Annotated in this window: 19 protein-coding genes; 12 read left to right on the forward strand and 7 right to left on the reverse strand. The window is 69.6% G+C overall.

Annotated elements, in window-relative coordinates; all coding sequences use genetic code 11:
• Positions 1–405 precede the first annotated feature (405 nt).
• Together FYW95_RS20255 and FYW95_RS20260 are read right to left on the reverse strand one after the other, a co-directional pair.
• The gene (locus tag FYW95_RS20255; RefSeq protein WP_159943938.1) at positions 406–588 is read right to left on the reverse strand and encodes a DUF397 domain-containing protein; all 183 of its coding nucleotides are present in this window, start codon (positions 586–588) and stop codon (positions 406–408) included.
• Complete coding sequence (locus tag FYW95_RS20260; RefSeq protein WP_159943937.1) at positions 581–1390, reverse strand: helix-turn-helix domain-containing protein; 810 nt, start codon at positions 1388–1390, stop codon at positions 581–583. The genes FYW95_RS20255 and FYW95_RS20260 overlap by 8 nt, the downstream gene beginning before the upstream one ends.
• A gap of 282 nt (positions 1391–1672) precedes the next feature.
• Between FYW95_RS20260 and FYW95_RS20265 the strand changes: the two genes are divergently transcribed.
• The 4 genes from FYW95_RS20265 (at position 1673) to FYW95_RS20280 (ending at position 6316) form a co-directional block, all read left to right on the forward strand.
• On the forward strand, positions 1673–2083 hold the full coding sequence (locus FYW95_RS20265) for an ATP-binding protein (protein WP_236567920.1): 411 nt from the start codon (positions 1673–1675) through the stop codon (positions 2081–2083).
• A 249-nt stretch (positions 2084–2332) separates the two neighbouring features.
• Complete coding sequence (locus FYW95_RS20270; protein WP_159943947.1) at positions 2333–2617, forward strand: hypothetical protein; 285 nt, start codon at positions 2333–2335, stop codon at positions 2615–2617.
• A 37-nt stretch (positions 2618–2654) separates the two neighbouring features.
• Positions 2655–5111, forward strand: coding sequence for a TPR repeat domain-containing protein (locus FYW95_RS20275; protein ID WP_160050649.1), 2457 nt, complete (start codon positions 2655–2657; stop codon positions 5109–5111).
• A 2-nt stretch (positions 5112–5113) separates the two neighbouring features.
• A complete protein-coding gene (locus tag FYW95_RS20280; protein WP_159943935.1) occupies positions 5114–6316 on the forward strand; it encodes a hypothetical protein in 1203 nt (400 codons plus the stop codon).
• Positions 6317–6372: 56 nt separating this feature from the next.
• On the opposite strand, the gene FYW95_RS20285 is transcribed toward FYW95_RS20280, so the two are convergent.
• The 3 genes from FYW95_RS20285 to FYW95_RS20295 all read right to left on the reverse strand — a co-directional run bounded on the left by FYW95_RS20285 (position 6373) and on the right by FYW95_RS20295 (position 9982).
• Positions 6373–7263 (reverse strand): 5'-methylthioadenosine/S-adenosylhomocysteine nucleosidase family protein, encoded by an 891-nt coding sequence (locus tag FYW95_RS20285; protein ID WP_236567918.1) that lies wholly within the window; start codon positions 7261–7263, stop codon positions 6373–6375.
• Between the two features lie 13 nt (positions 7264–7276).
• Complete coding sequence (locus tag FYW95_RS20290) at positions 7277–9079, reverse strand: hypothetical protein (RefSeq protein WP_160050650.1); 1803 nt, start codon at positions 9077–9079, stop codon at positions 7277–7279.
• A 204-nt stretch (positions 9080–9283) separates the two neighbouring features.
• Positions 9284–9982: a hypothetical protein gene (locus tag FYW95_RS20295; RefSeq protein ID WP_159943932.1), complete on the reverse strand. Its 699-nt coding sequence runs from the start codon at positions 9980–9982 to the stop codon at positions 9284–9286.
• A 114-nt stretch (positions 9983–10096) separates the two neighbouring features.
• On the opposite strand from FYW95_RS20295, the gene FYW95_RS20300 reads away from it, so the two are divergent.
• From FYW95_RS20300 to FYW95_RS20310, 3 genes are all read left to right on the forward strand, one after another.
• On the forward strand, positions 10097–10852 hold the full coding sequence (locus tag FYW95_RS20300; protein ID WP_159943931.1) for an NUDIX hydrolase: 756 nt from the start codon (positions 10097–10099) through the stop codon (positions 10850–10852).
• A gap of 38 nt (positions 10853–10890) precedes the next feature.
• The gene (locus FYW95_RS20305) at positions 10891–11346 is read left to right on the forward strand and encodes a DUF6098 family protein (protein WP_159943930.1); all 456 of its coding nucleotides are present in this window, start codon (positions 10891–10893) and stop codon (positions 11344–11346) included.
• A 63-nt stretch (positions 11347–11409) separates the two neighbouring features.
• Positions 11410–12378 carry a zinc-binding dehydrogenase gene (locus FYW95_RS20310; protein WP_159943929.1) on the forward strand — a complete coding sequence of 323 codons (969 nt, stop codon included), beginning with the start codon at positions 11410–11412 and terminating at the stop codon, positions 12376–12378.
• A 109-nt stretch (positions 12379–12487) separates the two neighbouring features.
• Here FYW95_RS20310 and FYW95_RS20315 read toward each other — a convergent pair whose 3' ends face one another.
• Together FYW95_RS20315 and FYW95_RS20320 are read right to left on the reverse strand one after the other, a co-directional pair.
• Positions 12488–14602 carry a coiled-coil domain-containing protein gene (locus FYW95_RS20315; protein ID WP_160050651.1) on the reverse strand — a complete coding sequence of 705 codons (2115 nt, stop codon included), beginning with the start codon at positions 14600–14602 and terminating at the stop codon, positions 12488–12490.
• A 410-nt stretch (positions 14603–15012) separates the two neighbouring features.
• Positions 15013–16263: a class I SAM-dependent methyltransferase gene (locus tag FYW95_RS20320; RefSeq protein WP_160050652.1), complete on the reverse strand. Its 1251-nt coding sequence runs from the start codon at positions 16261–16263 to the stop codon at positions 15013–15015.
• 262 nt (positions 16264–16525) lie between these two features.
• On the opposite strand from FYW95_RS20320, the gene groES reads away from it, so the two are divergent.
• The 5 genes from groES (at position 16526) to FYW95_RS20345 (ending at position 22667) form a co-directional block, all read left to right on the forward strand.
• On the forward strand, positions 16526–16837 hold the full coding sequence (gene groES, locus FYW95_RS20325) for a co-chaperone GroES (RefSeq protein WP_061079917.1): 312 nt from the start codon (positions 16526–16528) through the stop codon (positions 16835–16837).
• A gap of 115 nt (positions 16838–16952) precedes the next feature.
• Positions 16953–18560: a chaperonin GroEL gene (groL, locus tag FYW95_RS20330; RefSeq protein ID WP_159943926.1), complete on the forward strand. Its 1608-nt coding sequence runs from the start codon at positions 16953–16955 to the stop codon at positions 18558–18560.
• A gap of 257 nt (positions 18561–18817) precedes the next feature.
• On the forward strand, positions 18818–19459 hold the full coding sequence (locus tag FYW95_RS20335; protein ID WP_370462412.1) for a sigma-70 family RNA polymerase sigma factor: 642 nt from the start codon (positions 18818–18820) through the stop codon (positions 19457–19459).
• 414 nt (positions 19460–19873) lie between these two features.
• Positions 19874–21364: an IMP dehydrogenase gene (gene guaB, locus FYW95_RS20340; RefSeq protein WP_159943924.1), complete on the forward strand. Its 1491-nt coding sequence runs from the start codon at positions 19874–19876 to the stop codon at positions 21362–21364.
• Between the two features lie 196 nt (positions 21365–21560).
• Positions 21561–22667 (forward strand): GuaB3 family IMP dehydrogenase-related protein, encoded by a 1107-nt coding sequence (locus FYW95_RS20345; RefSeq protein ID WP_159943946.1) that lies wholly within the window; start codon positions 21561–21563, stop codon positions 22665–22667.
• The last annotated feature ends 41 nt before the right edge of the window (positions 22668–22708 follow it).

A 22708-nucleotide genomic window follows, 5' to 3' on the forward strand; every position in this document is an offset into this window, starting at 1 on the left:
CGCGGGAGGAGCGTCGGCGGCGTCCGGCGGTGGCCGAGTGGCGTCCGCTCGGGGAGGTGAGCAGGGACTTGAAGGGGTCCAGGACACGGCTGATAACGGCAGCGCTAAACTGGCGCATGCTGGCAATTCCTTGCGTTAAAGGGTGGAAGTTGCTGGCCACGACCCCGGGCGGTTGCAACCGTCGCGGGGTCATTCGTGGTTTTGGGAAGAAGCGTAGGGCATTTCGAGTGGTGGTGGCGCCGTTACTGTGAGGTAGTGCGGAAAAAGTTCTTGATGGGCGCGTCCGCCCAGTTCAGGGGTGCGGGAAGAATATTTCCCACCAAAAACACAAAAGCCTCTAGCCGGGCGTAGGACGCGAAAAGGCCCCCGTTCCGGGGCGGAACGAGGGCCGTGGTGCGGAGCGGGTCAGCGGTCGCTCTTCACCGAGGAGAGGAAGCCGGACCAGGCGGAGCCGCCGAAGGCGAGGTGGCCGTGGTCGCGGTGCCGGGTGTCGCGGACCAGGGTGCGCTCGGGGCCCTCGGCCACCTCCACGCAGTCCTGGTGTGAGCCCCCGCTGTAGCTGCTCTTGTGCCACTGGACGTCACTCATGGCCAAATCCCTCAATCGTCTCTTCGACCAGGCGCAGCGACCGGCTCGGTGGCATCGCCGCCGCCTGTAGGCGATGGAACCTCAGTTTGAACTCTCCCACGGCGTCGGGATCGTGGACGAACTGGCCCTTGTAGGCCGACTCCGCGTAGACGAGCTCCCGCTCCGGCGGGGGGTCGAGGATTTTAAAGGGTCCGACCAGACCGGGATGCCGCGGTTCCTCCGTGATCTGCAAGGTTATCCGCTCCCTCTTCGCGAGAGCGTGGACGTGCTCCAGCTGCTCGCGCATGACCGGGCCCCGGTCGATGGGCTCGGTGAGGACCGCGCGGCCGATCACCACCATCATCACCGGGGTGTCCGCGCTCTGGAAGCGCTCGCCGCGCGCGATGCGCTCGCCCACGCTCGCCTCGGTCTTGGCGGTCGGCTCCCACGGAGTGACCGCGCGCATGACCGCGGTGGCGTAGGCCTCCGTCTGGAGCAGTGAGGGGACCAGGAAGGGGTGGAACTCCAGGATGGAGGCGGCCTTCTTCTCCAGCTCCTCCATCTGGCCCAGCCAGGGGACCTTGCCCTCCTTGACGAGGTCGTCCCACAGCCGGGTGAGTTCGTCGCCGGTTTCCAGGGCCTCGTCCAGTGAGGCCAGGACGTCACGGGCCGGGGTGGTCCGGCCGCGTTCGAGGTTGGACACCGCCGTGCCCTTCACTCCCAGGGCCCGGCCCAGCGTCTCCTGGGTCATGCCCGTGGCCTCGCGCCGCTGCTGGAGGACGCTGCCCCAGCGCTCCTTGATCTCGGTGCTCACCTTCGCCATGCCTGATATTCGCATACCAGAAACGGGCAAAAGGGTACTACCATTCTTTTCTTTCATGCGTGGAGTTTCGCGGGAACTCCATTCGCACTAATGGACTTTCGCCAAAACTCCACTGGAGGAGGCCAAGTCCCCGGCCCTCGGCCACGCTGGTCCGTGACGGAGAAACCCAGGTCAAGGGGCGGGGAAGCGATGGATGGCGGTCGTGGTGCGGCGCGGTGGGCGGAACTGCCGAGGAGGATTCCGTCCCGGATTCCGGGCGTCCGGATGGTGAGTTGGGGTTCCATGCCGGAACAGGTGGCCTCGGCGCGGCTGTGGTGCTGGAACGGCAGCAGGCTCGACTACGCCCGGGCCCACCCCCTCATGGCCGTCGCCTCCGAGCTGCACACCAACGCCCTGCGGCACAGCGCCTCGGGCGGTCTCTGCGGCCGGGTCCGGATGGAGATGGAGGCCTACCGAGGGGTGTTCTGGCTGGCGGTGACCGACGACGGCGCCCTGCCGGGGAGGCCGACCACCGCCCCGGAGGTGGGCGCCGGGTTGGGTCTGCGCCTGGTCGACCGTCTGGCCGACGCGTGGGGCTGGTTCGGCGGCGGGGGAGGCCCGCTCACGGTGTGGGCGGTGGTGGACCCCCGCGGAGGCGCGGTCCCGGAGCCCGTTCGGAGGGCGGCCGTCCCGGAGCAACGGGTGGCCGGATAGCGGGGAAATCCCGGAGGAGCGGAGGGCGGGCCGTGGGGAGGGCGGCCCGCCCCACGCGTGTCCACATCCGGACAGGAAAGGTGCTTCGGCCCAGGTCAGCGGGGTCCTCTTTTTCCGGTCGTCACCGGATCTCGCTATCGTCGGAGGTGGTAATCGTGTGATTACCTTCCCCGATTCCCCCTTCTGGGCTCTTCTCCCAGGTCAGCGCAGTGAGGCAGGTGATGCGTCATGGCATCCAACACAGCGGGTGTGAACCCCGAGGAGGCCCACGCCGGTGGTGTGGCGGCCGAACAGGCCGCTGCCCTCTTGAAAGACCTTCCAGTGGAGTTCGACGAAGCCGTCCAGGCGGTCCAGAGCGCGATGAACCCCGACCCCGGCGTGAAGGGCTGGAACGCCTTCGCTGACGCCCATGTGGAGCACATGGAGGAGGTCAAGCGCCACGCTGACACCATCGCTGGAAACATCCAGGGTGGCGCCGGAGAAGGCGCGCGAACGGATATGGAGTCGTCCGAGCTCTTCCCGCCCAACATCTGATACCGGTTTTCCAATCCCCCGTCCCGTGGAAGGCAATATGTCCAGGCTCAGCTATACCGAGTGTGAGATCGACACAGGTGCTCTCATAGGACACAAGGAGGCTTTCCAAGAGCTCCACGCCAAGATCAGCGGTCGGTCCGGAGAGTTCGGCACTATCGCCCAGCCGGTTTCTGTGCACTTCGAGGGCCTGGTCGGTGAAGGCCTGAAGACTGTCGCCACTCAAAACCAGGAAGCGTGGAGCAGCGCCATGATGGCGTGTATCCACGCCTACGGCGTGGTCCAGAAGGTCATCGAGGACGTCAAGTGGTACGAGGACGAGATCGAGGCCATCAAACTGGCCCTGACGGTCGCTCTGGGGTCCATGCCCTCCACCGGTGACGATGATGACGACGCAAGTCTCCAGGCGGCCATCGTCGAAGAGCACAACGGACAGGCCCGGGAGGCGTGGCAGAAGCTCGAAACCAAGTGTGAGGACACCGAAGAACAACTCCGGGAGGGTCCCACTCCGGGGAACATCCAAGAGCTGATCGCAGCAGGTTATATCGGTGGTGACATCGCCTACTACACCACCGGGGACGTCGATTACTTCTACTACGAAGAGTCTGACGCCATCACTATGGCGAACTTCTTCAAAACCGCAGCAGAGGGCTACGAGGGTTCCCTGGACGCCCTCGACAGCCAGGTTGCCCTCTTGAACGCGCTGGTTCTCAGGGCCCTCACCGCACAGCAGAAAGGCGAAGAGCTAAGTGACAATGAAATAGAGTTCCTCGAGGCTCTTTTCGCCGAACTGCAGATAGAGGAGAACCAGGTCGGCCAGCTGAACGGAGAATCGACGCCTCAGGATTTCCTCACCTTCATCGAGACCCTCAATAACAGTGAGCATATTGATGGTCAGACCAAGGGGGACATCAACCGCAACCTGGCGAACACCATGTTGTTCCTCTCCGACGAGGACCTCGGCGGCGGTATGGAGAAACTTCCCCAGGACGTTCGGGACCTGATGGAAATCCCTGACTTCCCTGGCGTCAACAGTCTCAACCATGACTCGGACCTCCCTGGCTTCATGGATGACTACAGCGACTGGGGTGTTCCGTTCGCGACGTTGAGCACATTTCTTGACAGTGCCGGCCCGGGAGTCCAGGGAGGGACGGAGTTCTCGACCACGCTCATGGGTGCGGTCGCCGCGACTCTCGAAATCCCCTACTTCGCTGGCGAGCCCAGTGACGAGCACTTCCAGACCATCATTGAGGTCGCCTCGCGCAACGAGGAGGCGAACCACATCATCATCACCGGTGAGGACTTCGAGGGGAACGCCTTCCAGCACCATGAGAGCCACGGGGACCTCACCCCGGAAAAGATCCTGGAAACCTTCTACACCCATAGCTGGGAGGACGGTGGAGCCGCGGTCGGCGGAATCACCGACTGGATCTCCTCGTACAAGGAACACGGTACAGACGAAGAGCAGGATCACGCGGGGTTTGCCGCACATGCCCTCATTGAGATCCTCACCGCTGAGGACGATGAGGGGAACAACGTTTTCCGAGACACCGGAAACAAGGGGGGTGGTGATTACGAACTTGCTGTAACCGAGATCAACCCCGCACTGGCGGAGAGCCTCGCTTCGGTTTACCTCTCCTATCTCGATGATTTTTCCATCGACACTAGTGATAGTGGATATGAGGAGGTGGGTGGTGATCGCGAAGACCTCTACCTCTTCCATGAGAATGGCGACAAAGCGCTTTTGCTGCCCAATGAAATGAGGCAGGACTTCCTTCAGCTCCTTGTTGCCAACGAGGAGCTGTCCCCGAACATTATTGCGGCTACCGAATCTCAAGAGCGTAGGATAATTGAGGCGTTCCTGACTCACCCCAATGTGGGAGACCGGGTCGGAGGGGAGGCCGCTGCAGATCTCAGGACTATGCTAGATAATGCCCTCATTCAGGAGTATGTTGACCGCAAGCAAACCATTGATGAAGCGCGGAACTCCGCTAACAACCAATGGCAGACCGGATACAACGTGTTTACAGCGGTGGCAACGGGTCTTGGAGGGGGTTACTCCAACCCGGTCGGCATCGGAGCAGAGGTCATTATCAAGATACTCGAGCAGCCCATGAAAGACTATGTCGGTGATCTGGTGAATGAGAATATCCAATTCGATTACATCGAGGATCTCGAGCAGAGGTTCATGGAGTCCGATGCGGAGATTCGCAATCATGCGAACCTTCAGTTGCTCGATGTCATGGTTGGCATGGAACTGATTGACATGGAGACTTTGGAAGAGGAGGGGGTCCTCATTCAGGAGGAGGACGGTACCATGCGTCTTCCTGCCACGACTGCGGATTGGAGTACGGGGGCCAGCGGGTACATGTCCGCTGTGGAAAAGATTATTGCGAGCACTTCCTTCGAGAATGACGGGCGTGTTGATGCCTATGTTCGGGACTTCATGGAGTTCTATGGTCCGGACCTGTATCGGGAAAGAATGGAAGAGGACTGAGGATGGGACTGGAACTCCAGAACTCCTCCCAAAGCTGCAGGACACGGGTGGGGAGTGGAGTGCGCAGGGTTGGCCTCACCGTGTTTCTCGCGATGCTTTTGGGAACGGGGTGTGCTGCATCTGGCGAGGTCGTGGCCGTTCCGGACGTTGTTGACGAGGCCCGGGGGCCGCTCACGGCGGCTGAGATGGCGGCGGTCGAGGAGTTCCTGGCCGATGACTCCCGCGGGCCCGCGACGGAATTGCTGTCCACCCGCTTCGGAGTGCTGGCGCTGTTCGAGGACGGAGCGGCTTCGTTCGGCGTGGACCCGGTGGCGGAAGCGTGGCGCTATGAGGCCTCCGGCCCGGTTCACAGTGCTTCAGTGTCGTGGGACGGAGAGACCGTGATGCTTCGGCACGAGGCCGATATGGGACCCGTGTCCCGCCAACGGACCGCGAAATTGGACGCGGGCAGCGGCTCGGTGGTTGATTCCCATGACACCTGGGGTGAGGCACCCTCCGAAGGCCTCCTACTGCGTGATGTGTGGGTGACAGCAGATTCTGAGGGAGTTGTGGCCGCTCATCCCTTCAGCGATGACGGAGTGGCCTGGGAACGCGACCTGTCCGAAGGATGCCCCGCCGGCGGGGTCGACGACGTCAACCTTGAGCCCAACGAGACACAGTTGTTCGTCTCCTACGTCTGTAGGGATGACGGATCGGCCCATGTGGAAGGGATATCGGCGGTTTCGGGGACGGTTTCCTGGGACTACGCCTGGGAGGACGCCTCTGCGCCGCGTATCCACGTGTTGCACGAGCACACGGTTCCGGCAGGACCAGATGACCCCATTGAGCGGATGCTCGACGAGGGACTGAGTGGAGGCTTCCTCTTCTTCGCCTCTGGTGATCCGGGTTCGGAACCGCTTCATCCCGAACCCTGGCGGAGCGCCCCTGGAATCGCCGACTACGTGGACGTGCCTCGTCAGGACCTTCGCTCGGCGCCCGAGGAGATCGTCGTCTACTCCTCCACACCCGGTGCCTTGTATGAGCGTCTGGTCGTGCAGGTGGCCCGGTGGCTGGCCGAGGACGACGGAGCCCCCTTCGCCAAGGACGACATCGACGACTCGTTGCTGATCGACGGTGAACTCGTGCAGAACCCCCACCAGTGGACTACGGGGAAGTCAGGCTACGTTTCGGCCCTGACCGAGGAACTGGAGGGCTCCTTCCCGTAGCGGGACGGCGGGGGCGCGCTCCGTCCCCTCCGACCGGTGCGCGCCCCCGCCCGCTCTCATCCCTCGGGGGCGAACAGGTCCAGGAACTCGCAGGCGAAGGCCGCCGCGTGGGCGGCGGCGACCGGCTGCCAGCGGTCGTCGGACGCCTCGGTCTTGCCGCTGAGCAGGTCCGAGATCCCCCGGACCACCAGCGAGTGGGCGCCCGAGGTCAGGTAGGCGCTGCGCAGGAAGCCGTAGCCCTCCATCTCCACCGCCACCGCGTCCCCGCAGTACTGGCGCAGCCGCTCGGCGGTGAGCGCCTCCTTGTCCGCGACGACCTTGTTCCCGGCGGCCACCGGCTTGACGAAGGCCCGGGGCGGCTCGGTCACAGGCGGGGTCAGGATCCGCTTCGTCCACTCCTGACGGAAGACCACGTCCATGGCCCGCTGCACCGCCGCGTGCGACGGTGCGGCCGTCTTGGCCCGGGACCGGAAGCCCTCGGCGTCCTCCTTGCCCGTCTCGTAGTCGTAGACGGCGTCGGCCACCACCACGTCGCCGAGCCGCACGTCCTTGACACCTCCGGCCACCCCGACGAACAGCACGACCTCGGGGGAGAAGGCCGTGCGCGCCCGCTCCAGGGACACGCCCGCGTCCACTTGGCCCGGACCGACCTGGACCAGGGCGACCCGGCGGGAGCGCAGGGACCCCTTCAGTTCGCCGATCCGGTACAGGGTGCCGTCCTCGGTGCGTTCCTCGAAGGGCTCGGACAGGTGCGCGGCCACGGCCGCGTACTCGCTGGCGATCGCCGTGACCACCACCGCGTCCGCGGCGGGGGCGGACGACGGCCGTCCCCGTGTCCCGGCGGACGGGTCGGTGATGCAGACGCGCTGGTCGAAGGTCGCGTCGTTCACACCCACGTTGTGGCCCCGGATACTGCCCGGCTGGAACGTCTGGTGGTACTTGCTCACACGTGCCTCCACGTCACTTGTCGGCCTTGGCCGGACCCAGGCTGGAGGACATCGTGCGCTGGTCGAACGTCGGCTCGTTGACGCCCACGTTCCTTCCCCGGATGCTGCCCTCCTCGAAGGTCTGGTTGTACTGGTTGTTGATGTTCTGGATGACCTGCGCGACCTGTTCGGTGTCGTAGCCCGCGTCCTTCAGCACGTCCCGGAGGCAGATCAGCACCTTCTCCGGGATGGCATGGGTGACGCGGCGGACGTCGTGTGCCTGGAAGAGCTGGCGGAGGCTCTGTGTGGCGGTCAGCTCACGCAGGCCGGAGCGCGGGGCGAAGTCGTAGTACCCCTCGTTCTCCCACGCCTCGGAGTACTCACGGTTCTCCTGAGACGACACGCGCAGGAGTTCGAGTGAGGTCATGACCTCGGACAGGTGGGTTCCCAGGTCCTGGACGAGCCCGGTGATGGAGTCCCTGAGCAGCGGTGTCTCATCCGCGGAGCCGCCGGGCGGCACCTGGTAGGCGGGGGAGAGGGGCGGCATGACCAAGGTCTCCCCCTCGATGTGCAGCAGCCCTCCCCGGGTGGTCAGCCGGACGAAGACCGTCACGACGACCTGGTTCTCCCACATGCTGACCCCGATCTCCAGGAAGTGCCGGGCCCGCTCGTGGTTCGCCTTGACGAAGCGGTTCACCCACCGCTCGCGGAGCTTGCCCGCGTCCTCCTCGACCAGGGTGTTGAGGACCTTCTTGGGGTCGTCCTGGCGCATCCCCGGAAGGAAGACGCAGTCTGCCACCTCCATCTCGTGTGCGGGGCCGCTCCCGTCCTCGCCTGTCGCGCCGAGCTGGGGCAGTTGCTTACGGAGCCGGTCGTAGGCGCGCTTCAGCAGTTCGTCGCCCGCGACCGGTGGGGTACTTCCAGCGGTGTCCGCCGCGTTCCCTTTCGCCGGGTGGCCGTCGAGCAGGGCGGTGGTCCGTGCCTCGGGCGTGTCGCCGTTGGAGCCGACCCGAGCGGAGGCGGAGGGGGTCGACCGGGGAACGGTCAGTTTGAGGGTGAACGGCCAGGACTCGTAGGGCACACCGGCGCCGGTGAAGGGTGAGAAGTCGCTGTAGAACGCCACCGGCACGGCTCCCACGCCGCTGTCGACCAGGGAGCCCTTCGCGACCCGGGCCCGCGCCTTGGTCCTGATGGCTTCGAGGGCGATGGCCTTCTCCCAGCGAGCCCAGTAGCCGATACCGACGGTGACGATAAGCAGGAGCGGCAACACCACCCAGAAGGGCAGGAGGAGGCCGGGGCCGAAGTACCCCCGGTCGACCGTGGTACCGGTCCCCCCGTACTCGTCACCTCCTGCGGAGAAGAGGAACAGTGAGGCCGCCCACGGGAGGACCATGACGACCAGCACGTAGGCGAGGAACCCGGCCACCACGATGGACACTACGCGGCGCAGGCCCATGCCGTCCCCGGAGTCGCGGAATCGTCCCCACGCCGCCAGGGTGAGGGCCGTCAGGAGCACGATGCCGCCCGCGCCGACGTTGAGGAGGCAGGCGACGAGCACCGCGACCAGGGTGTAACCGCCGGCCCCGACGTGGACGCTGTGCGCCTTCTTGCACTCGCGGATGACCTCGTCGGCGTCCAGGCCGGGTTCGCGCGCCTTGGTCCGGTGCTGGTTACTCTTCCAGCGCCGGAGGGCCTGGGCACGGAAGCCGGAGTTGGCCCAAGCCGCACCGGACAGCCGTGCGGTCGGATCGTACTCGGAGAGACCGACCGCGTCCTCGACGCTGGTGATCGGTGTCTGTGTGCGGGACTTCGGACCTGTGTCCCTGGTAACGGACATGACTTCATCTTTCGGATGTTGCTCGCCGCGGTGCGCGGTGAGCGAAAGCGGACGGTTCCGTGCGGGAACAGACAGGGGTCAGGCCGTCTGCCGGTCGTGTCGGATCTCCGGGGCGCTTGGGCCGCGGAGCGGCTGGAAGAGGGGGCGGACGGACGCGGTGTCCGTGCCGCACGGTCCCCGGTGACGGGCTGGGGCGCTGGGCCCTCAGGAGTCCAGGGAGGCGGTGCCGTCGGGGACCCGGGCGGAGTCCCAGGCGGTGTCGAAGACGTGCAGGGCGAAGTCGTAGAGCCTGCCCGACCGGTGCGTGACGATGCAGGGGGAGTTGCGCCCGTGCGCGGCGCTTTCATAGAGCGTGATGAAGGCGATGTTGTCGGTGGCGATGATCCGGTACAGGTTCGGCAGGTCGTAGAGGCGGACCTCGGCGCCGTCCGCGTTCCGGGTCGCCTCGTTCAGGTAGTGCAGGTTGGCGCGCACCTGCTCGGAGAGCAGTCCGGGCCCGAACCCGGGGTCGGTCTGGCGGAGTTCGAGCTCCCGCCGCGCCAGCCAGTTCCCCCCGGTGCGGGGGGAGCCGTCCGGCGCGGGGGAGCCGGGGTCGGGCAGGAGCACCCGGACGGACTCCGGTGTCCGTCCGCCACCGGTCCACAGGGGCGTGAAGCCGTCCCGGGTGAGTTCGTTGCCCCGCCCGACCATGACGCGCAGCCAGCGCGCCCGGCCGACCTCCTCGGCCAGCGCGGGCTTCGCGTCGTCCTGGTGCTGGTGGACCCGCAGGACGCCGAGTCCGCTGAGGGCGGAGACCACGGCCAGGAGCCACCAGCGCACCCGCCGGGACAGCAGCCAGCCGAGCCCGACGGTGGCGGTGGTCGCGACCAGTGAGCTGGTGACTCCGAGTGCGAACTCCGTCACGGCGCCCTCCCGGCGTGAGGTAGGTCCGTGGTGTTCCAGGGACTTTTTCTAGTCTTCTTGACCATAATGGCGCCGGGGGATTTTGGTCAAGTGGACTTTTAGTAGGTTGGGGGGATGAACTCCGCAGTAGCGTCCGATCTGCCCCGGTACCCGGCCTCCGTGACGGTCGACCTCGTCATCTTCACCCTCCGGGAGGACGACCTGCACGTGCTGCTCATCGAGCGGGGCAACGAGCCCTACCGGGGCGCCAGCGCACTGCCCGGCGGGTACGTGCGCCCGCGCGAGAGCCTGGACGGGGCCGCCCTGCGCGAACTGCGCGAGGAGACCGGCCTGGACGGGCGCGCGCTGCACCTGGAGCAGCTGGGCGCCTACGGCGACCCGGGCCGCGACCCCCGGGGGCGCGTGATCACCGTGGCCTACCTGGCCTTGGGCCCCGACCTACCCGTGCCCGTCGCGGGCACCGACGCCGCCGACGCCGTCTGGGTACCGGTCCGCCGGGCGCTCGGCCCCGGTTTCGGCCTGGCCTTCGACCACGGCGCGATCCTGGCCGACGCGGTCGAGAAGGCACGGGAGCGGCTGGAGTACACCACCGTGGCGGTGAGTTTCTGCCGGGAGCCCTTCGCCATCAGCGACCTGCGCCGGGTCTACGAGGTGATCTGGGGCATCGCCCTGGACCCCAGCAACTTCCGGCGCAAGGTCCTCAAGACAGCGGGGTTCGTCGAACCCACAGGGGAGCGCCGCGCCGCCGAGGCCGGGCGGCCCGCGGCCCTGTACCGGTTCGGCGGGGCACGTGACCTGTACCCGCCGCTGCTGCGCTCCGGCGAGGTCGCCGGCCGCACGCGGGAGGCGGTTCCGGTCGGCGGCGCGTAGCGATGGTGTGTTCGGCCCGCTCGGGGTAGTCGGGCGGTATGGACACGACCTCCCGAGGCGACGGTGCCCGCACGCCGCTGCCGACCGTCGGCGGCCTCGCCGAGCTGGCGGGGCTCGTTCGCGCCCGCGACCGCCTCTACCTGCGCTACTCCCACGGCCCCGAGCAGGACCGCCGCCCGGTGAGCAAGGACTACGAGAGCGGGCTCGAACTCCCCGGGCTCTCGGTCACCGTCCTCACCCCGGAGGGGTGGTGGACCCGCCCCCTGGAGGACTGGCTGGCCCGCCAGGTGCGCAAGTACGCCTCACTCGTGGAGGAGGACCCCGAGCGGTGCGGATGGGTGCTCGAAGGGCGCACCGTCGCCCACGGCCCCGACCACGAACCCCTCCTGGACCGGGTGCGCCCGGTCGCCTACCTCTCCGAGAACGTCATGGAGGAGGCCCTGGAGCGGTACCGGGAGCGCTTCGACGCGGGTCGGGGCCCCAACGACTCCTAGCGAGCGGCGTTTCACCGTCCCGGGGGTAGAACCGGGTTCGGCCCCCGTGGTTGGCTTCGGGGTATGTTCGCTATCACCGCAGCACGCATCGCACCCGACGACCCCCTGTCCGGGCTGGAGGCGGGCGAGCGCCCCGACCCCGGGCCCCGCGAGGGCTGGACCGCGGTCGACGTCCGGGCCGCCTCCCTCAACCACCACGACCTGTGGAGCCTGCGCGGCGTCGGGCTCAGCGAGGAGCGCCTGCCCATGATCCTGGGCTGCGACGCCGCCGGGGTGGACGAGGACGGCAACGAGGTCATCGTGCACGGGGTGGTCGGGGACCCGTCCGCCGGGGGCGGCGACGAGACCCGCGACCCCCGCCGCTCGCTGCTCTCGGAGGTCCACGACGGCACCTTCGCCGAGAGGGTCCTCGTGCCGCGCGGCAACCTGGTGCCCAAGCCGCCGGAGCTGAGCTTCGAGGAGGCCGCCTGCCTGCCCACCGCCTGGCTGACCGCCTACAGCATGCTCTTCGGCAAGGCCGGCCTGCGGCCCGGGTCCACGATCCTGGTCCAGGGCGCCGGGGGCGGCGTGGCCGCGGCGCTCATCCAACTCGCCTCGAAGGTGGGCCACCGCGTCTACGCCACCAGCCGCAGCGAGGACAAGCGCGTCCGCGCCCTGACCCTGGGCGCCTACCGGGCGCTGCCCACCGGAGAGCGCCTGCCCGAGCGGGTGGACGCCGTCTTCGACTCGGTCGGCCAGGCCACCTGGGCGCACTCCCTGCGCTCCCTGAAGCCGGGCGGCGCGGTGGTCACCTGCGGCGCCACCACCGGGGACGCGCCCCCGGCCGAACTCAACCGGGTCTTCTTCCTCCAGCTGCGGGTGATCGGCTCGACCATGGGCACCAGGCAGGAGCTGGCCGCGCTGGCCGAGATGTGCGTGCGCACGGGCGTGCGCCCCGAGATCGACCGGGTGCTGCCGCTGGCGCGGGCCGAGGAGGGCTTCCGGGCGATGGCCGAGGGCGAGCAGTTCGGCAAGATCGTCTTCACCGTCTGACGGCTTCGCCGCCCGGGGGCTTCCGCGGGACGCGGAGGGACCGGGACACCAGCGGGTGTCCCGGCCCCGGAGGCGCGGTCCGCCCGGGGCCTTCCGGGCGGGCGCGGACCTACTCGTCGTCCTCGTCGTCGTCGCGACGGCGCTTCTTCTTGCCGTCCCGGCCCGGGCGCAGCAGCGCCTCGGCCAGGGCCAGCACCGTCTCCTCCAGGGAGGCGAAGCGCTTGGTGATGTCGTCGTGCGAGTTCTCGACCGCCTCGGTGACGGTCTCCTCCATCTCCTGGCGGTCCGGGCGCTGCTTGATCTCGCGCAGCACCGGGGTCACGGCGGAGGTGACGTGCTCGTCGATCTCCTCCAGCTTGCCGGTGTGGTCCAGCTGCGGGCGGTCCACCAGCTCGGCCAGGCGGCGGTGCAGCTCGCTGACCTCCATGGTCTGCGGCAGCTGGTTGAGCCGCTGGTTGAGCGCCTCCAGGCGGTCGTCCAGGGCCTCCATGCGCCCGTCCACGCCCTCGAAGTGCCCGCTGACGCCGTCGAACTGGCCCTCGACCCCGTTGACCCGGCCGTCCAGGCCGTCCAGGCGGCCGTTGACCCCGTCCAGGCGTCCGTCGATGCGGTCGATCTTGCCCTCGACGCTTTCGAAGCTCCCCTCGAAGTGGCCCTCGAAGGTGTCGAAGCGGTCGGTGAGCCGGCCCAGCTCGTGGTCGACCTTGCCGGTGATCTGCGACAGGTGGTTGTCGACCTTGCCGGTGAGCGACTCGCGGTGGCGCTCCAGCCGCTCGTCCAGCGCCGTGCGGTGCGCCTCGGCCTGCTCGGTGAGCGTCTCGCCCAGGGTCTGGACGCGCTCCTCGGCCTCGGTCGAGATCCTGTCGCTGGTCTCGCGGACGAACGAGCGCAGCTCGGCGAAGTCGGCGGTGACGCGCTCGGCGTCCTCGGCGATCCGGGTACCCAGGGCGTCGGTGCGCTCGGTCAGCGCCTCGCGCAGCCGCTCGGAGGTGGCCTCGGCGTGCTCCCGGGTCTCGGTGCGGCCCAGCTCCATCTGCTCGTTGAGCTCGGCCAGGCGCTGGCGCAGGTGGGCGCGCAGGTCGGTGAGCGAGGACTCGTGGTTCTCGCTCAGCTTGGTGAGGAAACCGGTGACGTCGGCGACGGCGGCCGTGGTCTCGGCGTTGTTCTCCTCGGCCTGGGTGCTGAGGTAGGTGACGCTCTCGGCGAGCTTGGCGGCCAGGGCATCGTGGCGCTCACCAGAGGCGGTGGCCAGCGCGGCCAGGTCCGAGGCCAGGGCGGCGGTGCGCTCGCCCAGCTCGCCGGTGTTCTCCTGCAGGCGGGACAGCAGGGACTCGTGCTGTTCGGCGGTGCGCTCCTCGACGGAGACGCGCAGCTTCTCGGTGCGCTCCTCCACGAGGGTGCGCAGCTCGGAGGTGGTCTCCGCCACCTTGGCGGTGACGCTCTCGCCCAGCCGGGCGTCGGCCTCGGCGAGCGCCTCGCGGCTCTCCTGGACGGCGGCGGTGAGGCTCTCGCGGCTGGCGGCCACGGCCTCGGACAGCTCGGTCCGGCTCTCGGCGAGGGCCTCGGAGATCTCCGCCCTGCCGCTGGCCAGGGCCTCGGACAGCTCGGTGCGGCCCTCGGCCAGAGTGGCGGTCAGGGTCTCGTGGCGGCTCTCGGAGGCCTCCGCCAGCGCCGACAGCGACGCCTCCAGCGCCTCGGACCTGGCGTTGAGCGTGGCGAGTGCGGAGTCCAGAGCGTCCAGGCGCTCCCCGAAGGTCTCGCTCAGCCCGGTGAGGCGTTCGCCCAGCTCGCTGACCTGCTCGGCGGTGCGGGTGCCGGTCTCGGCCATCCGCTGCAGGCGGGTCAGGGCGGTGTCCAGGTGACCGGCGATGCGGTGGGTGTCGGCGCGCAGGGAGGGCAGGTCCGACAGCGGCTTGACCTGCTGGCCGACGACCTCGATGTGCTCGGCGAGGGTCTCGGCCCATTCCGGGGGACGGGCCAGGAACTCGTCGACGCGACCGCTGACCGTGGCGACCGACTCGGACAGGGCGGTGAGCTCGCGCTCGCGCAGTTCGCGGAGCAGCCACTCCATGCCTTCGAGGCGCTGGCGCATCTCCTCGTTGACGGCACCCTGGGACTTCTGCTCGGAGACGTGCTCCTGGGCGGCCTGGGAGAGCAGGTCGCGCATCCGGTCGGAGATCCCGGCCTGACCTCCCCCGTTGAGGAAGTTGTGATTCTGTTCCACCGAGGTGCTCCTTATTTCTCTGGCGCTCCCGTACCCGTCCGGGGGGAACGGACGGTGGTTGCCGGACGGGTCGGGTTCTCGATGGTCCCCGGGCGGGCGGCTCTCCCGCATCAGCACTGCCTCATCGTGACGAGATTGTGGCTCTTTGTGTGCATTTGAGGCGAGGACCATGCTCTGGCTGAACCGCCGGGCGGATCAAACAACCATGGCCTTCCGGGTGGATCCATGAGAAGGGAAAGAACTCAGTGGTGGTCAGTCTAACGACACGGGTCCCTCCCACCCCAGGGGACAGCCAAAGATCTGGGTGCGGAAGGTAACGATCTGGGCCGTTCCGAAGGGTTGCAGGAGGGTTCGCGGCGCTTCGGCCGGGAGTGGAACCCGTCACACCCGCCTCATGCGCATCCCGGCGCTCATACGGGAAAGGCGGCCTCCCGGCACAGCAGGCTGAGGGGCCGCTCGCCGACCCGGGTGAGGACGACCGTCACCGACTCCGGTCCCGAGGCCCGCAGGTCCCGGCGCAGCTTCTCGGTGTCCACCGCCGACCCCCGCTTCTTGACGGTCACCGTCCCCGCGCCCAGGGCGCGCACCGCCGAGCGCAGCCGCTTGAGTGAGAAGGGCAGCACGTCCACGACCTCCAACACCCGCCACAGCGGCGAGGCCACGGCGGTGTCCGCGGTGAAGTAGGCGATCCGCTCGTCCAGCAGCGCGCCGTCCACCCGCGCCGCCGCCTCGGCCACCAGGTGCGAGCGCACCACGGCGGGGTCGGGGTCGTACAGGTAGCGCCGCGCCTCCGCCACCGGCGCCGGGCCCAGGCCGGGTTCGGCGTCCAGGTGCGCGACCGCGCCCTCGCGGGCCAGCAGCCCCTCGCGTTCGTGCAGGACGGTCGCCCGGCGCCGGGGTCCCTCGGCCAGCGCGCCGAACCACAGCGCGGTCTCCTTGAGCTCGCCGTCCACCGAGATCCACTCGGCCGCGGCCCCGGCGGGCAGCGCCTCGTGCGGAAGGCCCGGCGCGGCCTTGAGGCAGGCCGCGTCCGCGCCCTCGGCCAGCGCCACCGCCGTGTCCCAGGGCGGGGAGTAGGCCGCCGGGTCGAACACCCGGCCGCGCCCGCCCCGCCGCGCGGGGTCGCAGAACAGCAGGGGGTGGGCTCCCGGGGCGGTCGCGGCGGCGTCGCCCCTGCGGACCCGCGCCAGGTCGGACAGCCCCAGGGCCTCGATGTTGGCCCGGGCCACGGCCACCGCCAGGGGGTCGGCGTCCACGCCCTCCACCGGAACCCCGCGCCCGGCCAGCGCCAGCAGGTCGGCGCCGATCCCGCAGCACAGGTCGCCCGCGGTGGAGCCCCCGGCGGCCCGCGCCGTGCGCTCCGCGCGGTACTCGGCCACCGAGCGCCGCGTGGACTGCTCCAGGCCGTTCGGGGTGAAGAACATCCGCCGTGCGCGGTCGCCGAACTTGGCCCGGCCGCGCTCGCGCAGGACGACCTGGGTCAGCAGCGCGTTTACCAGCTCGGAGACGGGTAGACCGGGGTCGAGGGCCGCCACGCGCGGGTCCTCGCGCAACCGTGAGGCCGCGGCCAGCCGGTCCCGCGCGGCGGCCTCCGGGTCGATCCCCGCCAGCACCTCCCGGCCCGCGTCGGTGAGCAGGGCCTCGAAGGCGGGCACGCGCATGGGTTCCCTCTCAGGGGTCGTGGTGCTCTCAGGGGCGGGGCGGGCGCGCGGCCGCCGCCCGGACGCCCCCGTGCGGTCCGGGTCCGGAAGTCACGGCCACATTTCCATTCTGGCACTCTCGGGGGTAGAGTGCTAATCGCGACGAGGCCGGTCTGGCACCCGCGACGACAGACCGCCGCGGTCGCCCCTTTTTCGCATCCGGTCCGTGCACCAGTGCGGACCGAAGACAGGCCACCGAAACCTTGAAGGGGGAGGTCACACCGTGTCGACCGCCACCAAGACCGTGCTGAAGCCGCTTGAGGACCGCGTCGTGGTCCGGACCCTGGAGGCCGAGCAGACCACCGCCTCCGGTCTGGTCATCCCGGACACCGCCAAGGAGAAGCCCCAGGAGGGCGAGGTCCTGGCCGTGGGCCCGGGCCGCTGGGACGACGAGGGCGACAAGCGCATCCCGCTGGACGTGAAGGTCGGGGACGTCGTCCTCTACAGCAAGTACGGCGGCACCGAGGTCAAGTACGACGGCGAGGAGTACCTGGTGCTCTCCGCCCGCGACCTCCTCGCGGTCGTCGAGAAGTAGGTCCCGACGGGGCCCGGTCAGCCGGGCTCGGAACCAACCGCATCCCGCACCGGTCGGCGTATCGCCGGGCGGGCGGGATGCCCGCTTTCGACCACCCTGAAGAGGAAGCACCCACATGCCGAAGATCCTGGAGTTCGAGGACGACGCCCGCCGCGCCCTCGAGCGGGGCGTGGACCGCCTCGCCAACGCCGTCAAGGTGACGCTCGGCCCGCGCGGCCGCAACGTCGTCATCGACAAGAAGTTCGGCGCCCCCACCATCACCAACGACGGTGTGACCGTCGCGCGTGAGATCGAGCTGGACGAGCCCTACGAGAACCTGGGCGCCCAGCTGGTCAAGGAGGTCGCCACCAAGACCAACGACGCCGCCGGCGACGGCACCACCACCGCGACCGTGCTGGCCCAGGCCCTCGTGCGCGAGGGGCTGCGCAGCGTGGCCGCCGGCGCCTCCCCGATGGCGCTCAAGAAGGGCATCGACGCCGCCGCCGCCAAGGTGTCCGAGATCCTGCTGGAGCGCGCCCGCCCGGTCGAGGAGCGCGAGGACATCGCCTACGTCGCCACCAACTCCGCGCAGGACGCGCAGATCGGCGACCTGATCGCCGAGGCCTTCGACAAGGTCGGCAAGGACGGCGTCATCACGGTGGAGGAGGCCCCGACCTTCGGTCTGGACCTGGACTTCACCGAGGGCATGCAGTTCGACAAGGGCTACATCTCCCCCTACTTCGTCACCGACGGAGACCGTCAGGAGGCGGTGCTGGAGGACGCGCTGATCCTGATCAACCAGGGCAAGATCAGCAACCTCAACGAGCTGCTGCCGCTGCTGGAGAAGGTCCTCCAGAGCAAGAAGCCGCTGCTCATCATCGCCGAGGACATCGACGGCGACGCCCTGGGCGCGCTGGTGCTCAACAAGATCCGCGGCACGCTCAACGTCGCCGCGGTCAAGGCGCCCGGCTTCGGCGAGCGCCGCAAGGCCATGCTCCAGGACATCGCGGTGCTCACCGGCGGCCAGGTCATCGCCGAGGAGGTCGGCCTGACCCTGGAGAACGCCGACGTCGACACGCTGGGCAGCGCCCGACGCATCACCGTCACCAAGGACGACACCACCATCGTCGACGGCGGCGGTGAGCAGTCCGAGGTCGACGACCGGATCCAGCAGATCCGCAAGGAGATCGAGGCCAGCGACTCCGACTGGGACCGCGAGAAGCTCCAGGAGCGCCTGGCCAAGCTCGCGGGCGGCGTGTCCGTCCTGCGCGTGGGCGCGGCCACCGAGGTCGAGCTCAAGGAGAAGAAGCACCGTTTGGAGGACGCCATCTCGGCGACCCGCGCGGCCATCGAGGAGGGCATCGTCGCCGGCGGCGGCGCCTCCCTGGTGCACGCCTCCACCGCCCTGGGCGACCTCGGCCTGTCCGGCGACGAGGCCACCGGTGTGGCGATCGTCCGCCGCGCCCTGGTCGAGCCCGCCCGCTGGATCGCCGAGAACGCCGGCGCCGAGGGCTACGTCGTCACCCACCGCGTGTCGGAGATGGAGGTCGGCCACGGCTACAACGCCGCCACCGACACCTACGGCGACCTGACCGCCCAGGGCATCCTGGACCCGGTCAAGGTCTCCCGCTCCGCCGTGCAGAACGCCGCCTCCATCGCGGGCATGCTGCTGACCACCGAGGTGCTGGTCGCGGACAAGCCCGAGGAGGACTCCGACGACGACGGCCACGGCCACGCGCACTAGCACGGCCACGAGCGCCGACACGGTCGTCGCGGCCCCTGACCCGGCCGCGGCACCGCGTCCGGCGCGGTGCCCGGGCCCTGGTCGGGGCCCGGGCCCGGGGCGGGACAGCAGGATGTCCCGCCCCATCGCACTACCACGCGGCTCCGACGCGCGTCCGCGAGGCACGGGACGTTTTCGGACTAATTTCCCAAAACGTGACCATTCCGTAGTTGTCGATCGGAGCGGTTGGGTCCCGCGGTGGGGGCATCATTCGTAACGTGACGGATGCAGGCGCCCGGGGGGGCGTTACCGCGCAGCGGCCGGAAACGCACGGGGAGAGCGACCCCGCTGCGCGCGACAGGGGTTTGAACCACCTGGGTTCGCTCGCCGTCCGGGGCGAGGACGGAGCCATGGACTCGCTGCTGCGCGAGGTCCGGCCCATGGTGGTGAGGTACTGCCGTGCCCGCCTCGCCCGTGTCTCAGGACTGGCCCACTACTCCGACGACGTGGCCCAGGAGGTGTGCATCGCCCTGCTCTCGGCGATACCGCGCTACCAGGACCGGGGGCGGCCCTTCGCGGCCTTCGTGTTCGGGATCGCGGCCCACAAGGTGGCCGACACCCTGCGTGTGGCTGGCAGGGTGGAGGTGGTGCCCACCGACACGGTTCCCGAGCGCCCGGACGAGGGTCCGGGCCCGGAGGAGTCGGCGGTGCGGGTCATCGAGGCCCAGCGCGCCAGAGAGCTTCTCGACGAGCTGCCCGAACAGCAGCGCAGACTGCTGTTCATGAGGGTGATCGTCGGACTGACAGCGGATGAGACGGGACATGTCCTTGGAATGTCGGCGGGAGCGGTACGGGTTGCCCAGCACAGAGCTATTGCTCGGCTTCGGCAGGTGGCCGTGGCGAACCGCCTCCTCCCCTGAGCACCGGGGCCGCCCCCGGCCCGGCCGCCGCCGCTGTCCCGACCGCCCGCGCGTGCGGGGGTACTGCCGCGCCCTGGGCCCGGCGGGGCACCGCACGTTCCGGGGCTGAGGCACGCCGTCCCCCCGGGGCGCCCCCGTCGCCGGGGCGGAGCCGTGGCCGGGCGTGCGGCTGATCCCACCCGCCCCACGGGCCCCGATCGGGAAGAAGCGGACACCGGCCCGCCGTTGGGAGAGGCACGGGTCCCGGAGCGCGTGTCCGGGGGCGTGGGCCAAACCGTGAGACTGCTCACTTTGGCGTCCGGGTGACGGGTCAAACAGCCCGTTCCACCGGGGGCGCCCGAGGCCACGACCTAGGATGAGACGACACGCGGGGGCGAAACCGCGCAGGTGTGCCGGCGAAGCGGAGGTTGTGTCATGGGCCAGGAGTTCAACGACTACGGGGGCAAACTGCTGCCGCCGGGGCTGACCTACGACGACGTGCTCCTCGTACCGGCCTACTCCGACCTCCAGCCCGGCGAGGTGGACACCACCACCCGCCTGTCCCGCAACATCACCCTGCGCATCCCGCTGCTGTCCGCGGCGATGGACACCGTCACCGAGGCGCGCATGGCCGTGGCCATGGCCCGTCAGGGCGGCGCGGGCGTGCTGCACCGCAACCTCTCGGCCGAGGAGCAGGCCAGCCAGGTCGACCTGGTCAAGCGCTCCGAGGCGGGGATGGTCACCGACCCGGTCACCTGTCGCCCCGAGGACACCCTCGCCGAGGTCGAGCGCCTGTGCGCCCACTACCGGATCTCCGGCGTCCCCGTCACCGACGCCTCCGGCGTCCTGGTCGGCATCGTCACCAACCGGGACATGCGCTTCGAGAGCGACCGCGGCCGCCTGGTCCGCGACGTCATGACCACGGAGAACCTGGTCACCGCCCCCGTCGGCGTCAGCCGCGAGGACGCCTTCGAGCTCCTGCGCAAGCACAAGGTCGAGAAGCTGCCCCTGATCGACCGGGGCAACCGCCTGCGCGGCCTGATCACCGTCAAGGACTTCATCAAGAGCGAGCAGTTCCCCGACGCCACCAAGGACGCCGACGGCCGCCTCGTCGTCGGCGGCGCGGTGGGCGTGGGCGCCGAGGCCGAGGAGCGGGCCAGGCTGCTCGTGGAGGCCGGGGCCGACTTCATCGTCGTGGACACCGCCCACGGCCACTCCGCCGGGCTCGCGGACATGATCGCCAAGCTCAAGGCCAACTCCCGCGCCGACGTCGTGGCGGGCAACGTCGCCACCCGCGCCGGGGCCCAGCTGCTCGTGGACGCCGGCGCCGACGCCGTCAAGGTGGGCGTGGGCCCGGGCTCGATCTGCACCACCCGCGTCGTGGCCGGTGTGGGCGCCCCTCAGCTCACCGCGGTCCTGGAGGCCGCCAAGGCCTGCGGCCCGGCCGACATCCCGCTCATCGCCGACGGCGGGCTCCAGTACTCCGGCGAGATCGCCAAGGCCATCGCCGCCGGTGCCAGCAGCGTGATGCTCGGCAGCCTCCTGGCGGGCGTGGAGGAGAGCCCCGGCGAGCTCATCTTCATCAACGGCAAGCAGTTCAAGGCCTACCGGGGCATGGGCTCACTGGGCGCCATGCGCGGCCGCTCCTTCTCCAAGGACCGCTACGCCCAGGCCGAGGTGGCCTCCGAGGACAAGCTGATCCCCGAGGGCATCGAGGGCCAGGTGCCCTTCCGCGGGCCGCTCCGGGCGGTCGCCCACCAGCTCGTCGGCGGCCTGCACCAGTCCATGTGGTACGCCGGGACGCGCACCGTGGCCGAGCTGCGCGAGCGCGGCCAGCTCATGCGCATCACCAGCGCCGGACTGCGCGAGAGCCACCCGCACGACATCAAGATGACCGTCGAGGCGCCCAACTACAACATGCGCTGACCGCGCGGGCGCCGCGCCCGCGCGCCGACGCCACGGGCCGTCCGGGGTTCTGCCGGGCGGCCCGCGCCGTTCCCGCGCCACCCCCTCCGACGCGGAATCGGCGTCCGCGCGTCGGGTCGATAGACTCTCGGCGGCAGGAACGCGCCGGTAGACCATCCGGTGACGCACGTCAGAGGGGATCGAAACGTTGGCTCAGGTGGAGATCGGGCTGGGCAAGAACGGGCGCCGGGCCTATGAGCTCGACGAGATCGGGATCGTGCCTGCCCGGCGGACGCGGGACCCGGAGGAGGTGTCCATCGCCTGGCAGATCGACGCCTACCGGTTCGAGACGCCGCTGGTGGTCAGCCCCATGGACAGTGTCGCCTCCCCCCGCACGGTCGTAGCCGTGGGGCAGCAGGGCGGCCTGGGCGTGCTCGACCTCGAGGGGCTCTGGACCCGCTACGAGAACCCCGAGCCGCTGCTGGAGGAGATCCGCGAGCTCGACGACGTGGCCGCCACCCAGCGGCTCCAGGAGATCTACGCCGCGCCCATCCAGGAGGAGCTGATCGGCCGCCGGATCGAGGAGATCCGCGACGCGGGCCTGGTCACCGCGGCCCGGCTGTCGCCGCAGCGTACTGCCCAGTACCACAAGGCGGTCGTCGACGCGGGCGTGGACATCTTCGTGATCCGCGGCACCACGGTGTCCGCCGAGCACGTGTCCGGCCGCGCCGAACCGCTCAACCTCAAGCAGTTCATCTACGAACTGGACGTGCCGGTCGTGGTCGGCGGCTGCGCCACCTACACCGCCGCCCTGCACCTCATGCGCACCGGCGCCGCCGGTGTGCTGGTCGGCTTCGGCGGCGGCTCCGGACACACCACCCGCTCCGTGCTGGGCGTGGCCGTGCCGATGGCCAGCGCGATCGGCGACGTGGCCGCGGCCCGCCGCGACTACCTGGACGAGTCCGGCGGCCGGTACGTGCACGTCATCGCGGACGGCGGCATGACCAGCAGCGGCGACATCGCCAAGGCGCTGGCCTGCGGTGCCGACGCCGTCATGGTGGGCTCCCCGCTGGCGCGCGCCGTCGAGGCGCCCGGCGGCGGCTACCACTGGGGCAGCGAGGCCCACCACGGCGAGCTGCCGCGCGGCGAGCGGGTCAAGGTGGGCACGATCGGCGACCTGAAGTCGATCCTGCACGGCCCGGCCTCCACCAGCGACGGCTCCATGAACCTCATGGGCGCGCTGCGCCGCACGATGGCCACCTCCGGCTACACCGACCTCAAGGAGTTCCAGCGGGTCGAGGTCGTGGTCAACCCGCACCGCTAGCGAGGCGGTCCCCACGGGTTCTGCGACGGGGGTCGTGCCGG

This window comes from Nocardiopsis sp. FR4 (assembly GCF_009830945.1).
GTDB lineage: Bacteria > Actinomycetota > Actinomycetes > Streptosporangiales > Streptosporangiaceae > Nocardiopsis.

Coding starts and splice junctions, on each gene's coding strand:
- FYW95_RS20320 (WP_160050652.1), bottom strand. CDS start 16,263: ATGCGCGTGCCCGCCTTCGAGGCCCTGCTCACCGACGCGGGCCGGGAG.
- guaB (WP_159943924.1), top strand. CDS start 19,874: ATGGGCCAGGAGTTCAACGACTACGGGGGCAAACTGCTGCCGCCGGGG.
- FYW95_RS20300 (WP_159943931.1), top strand. CDS start 10,097: ATGAACTCCGCAGTAGCGTCCGATCTGCCCCGGTACCCGGCCTCCGTG.
- FYW95_RS20275 (WP_160050649.1), top strand. CDS start 2,655: ATGTCCAGGCTCAGCTATACCGAGTGTGAGATCGACACAGGTGCTCTC.
- FYW95_RS20280 (WP_159943935.1), top strand. CDS start 5,114: ATGGGACTGGAACTCCAGAACTCCTCCCAAAGCTGCAGGACACGGGTG.
- FYW95_RS20290 (WP_160050650.1), bottom strand. CDS start 9,079: ATGTCCGTTACCAGGGACACAGGTCCGAAGTCCCGCACACAGACACCG.
- FYW95_RS20255 (WP_159943938.1), bottom strand. CDS start 588: ATGAGTGACGTCCAGTGGCACAAGAGCAGCTACAGCGGGGGCTCACAC.
- FYW95_RS20265 (WP_236567920.1), top strand. CDS start 1,673: ATGCCGGAACAGGTGGCCTCGGCGCGGCTGTGGTGCTGGAACGGCAGC.
- FYW95_RS20260 (WP_159943937.1), bottom strand. CDS start 1,390: ATGGCGAAGGTGAGCACCGAGATCAAGGAGCGCTGGGGCAGCGTCCTC.
- FYW95_RS20305 (WP_159943930.1), top strand. CDS start 10,891: ATGGACACGACCTCCCGAGGCGACGGTGCCCGCACGCCGCTGCCGACC.
- groL (WP_159943926.1), top strand. CDS start 16,953: ATGCCGAAGATCCTGGAGTTCGAGGACGACGCCCGCCGCGCCCTCGAG.
- FYW95_RS20310 (WP_159943929.1), top strand. CDS start 11,410: ATGTTCGCTATCACCGCAGCACGCATCGCACCCGACGACCCCCTGTCC.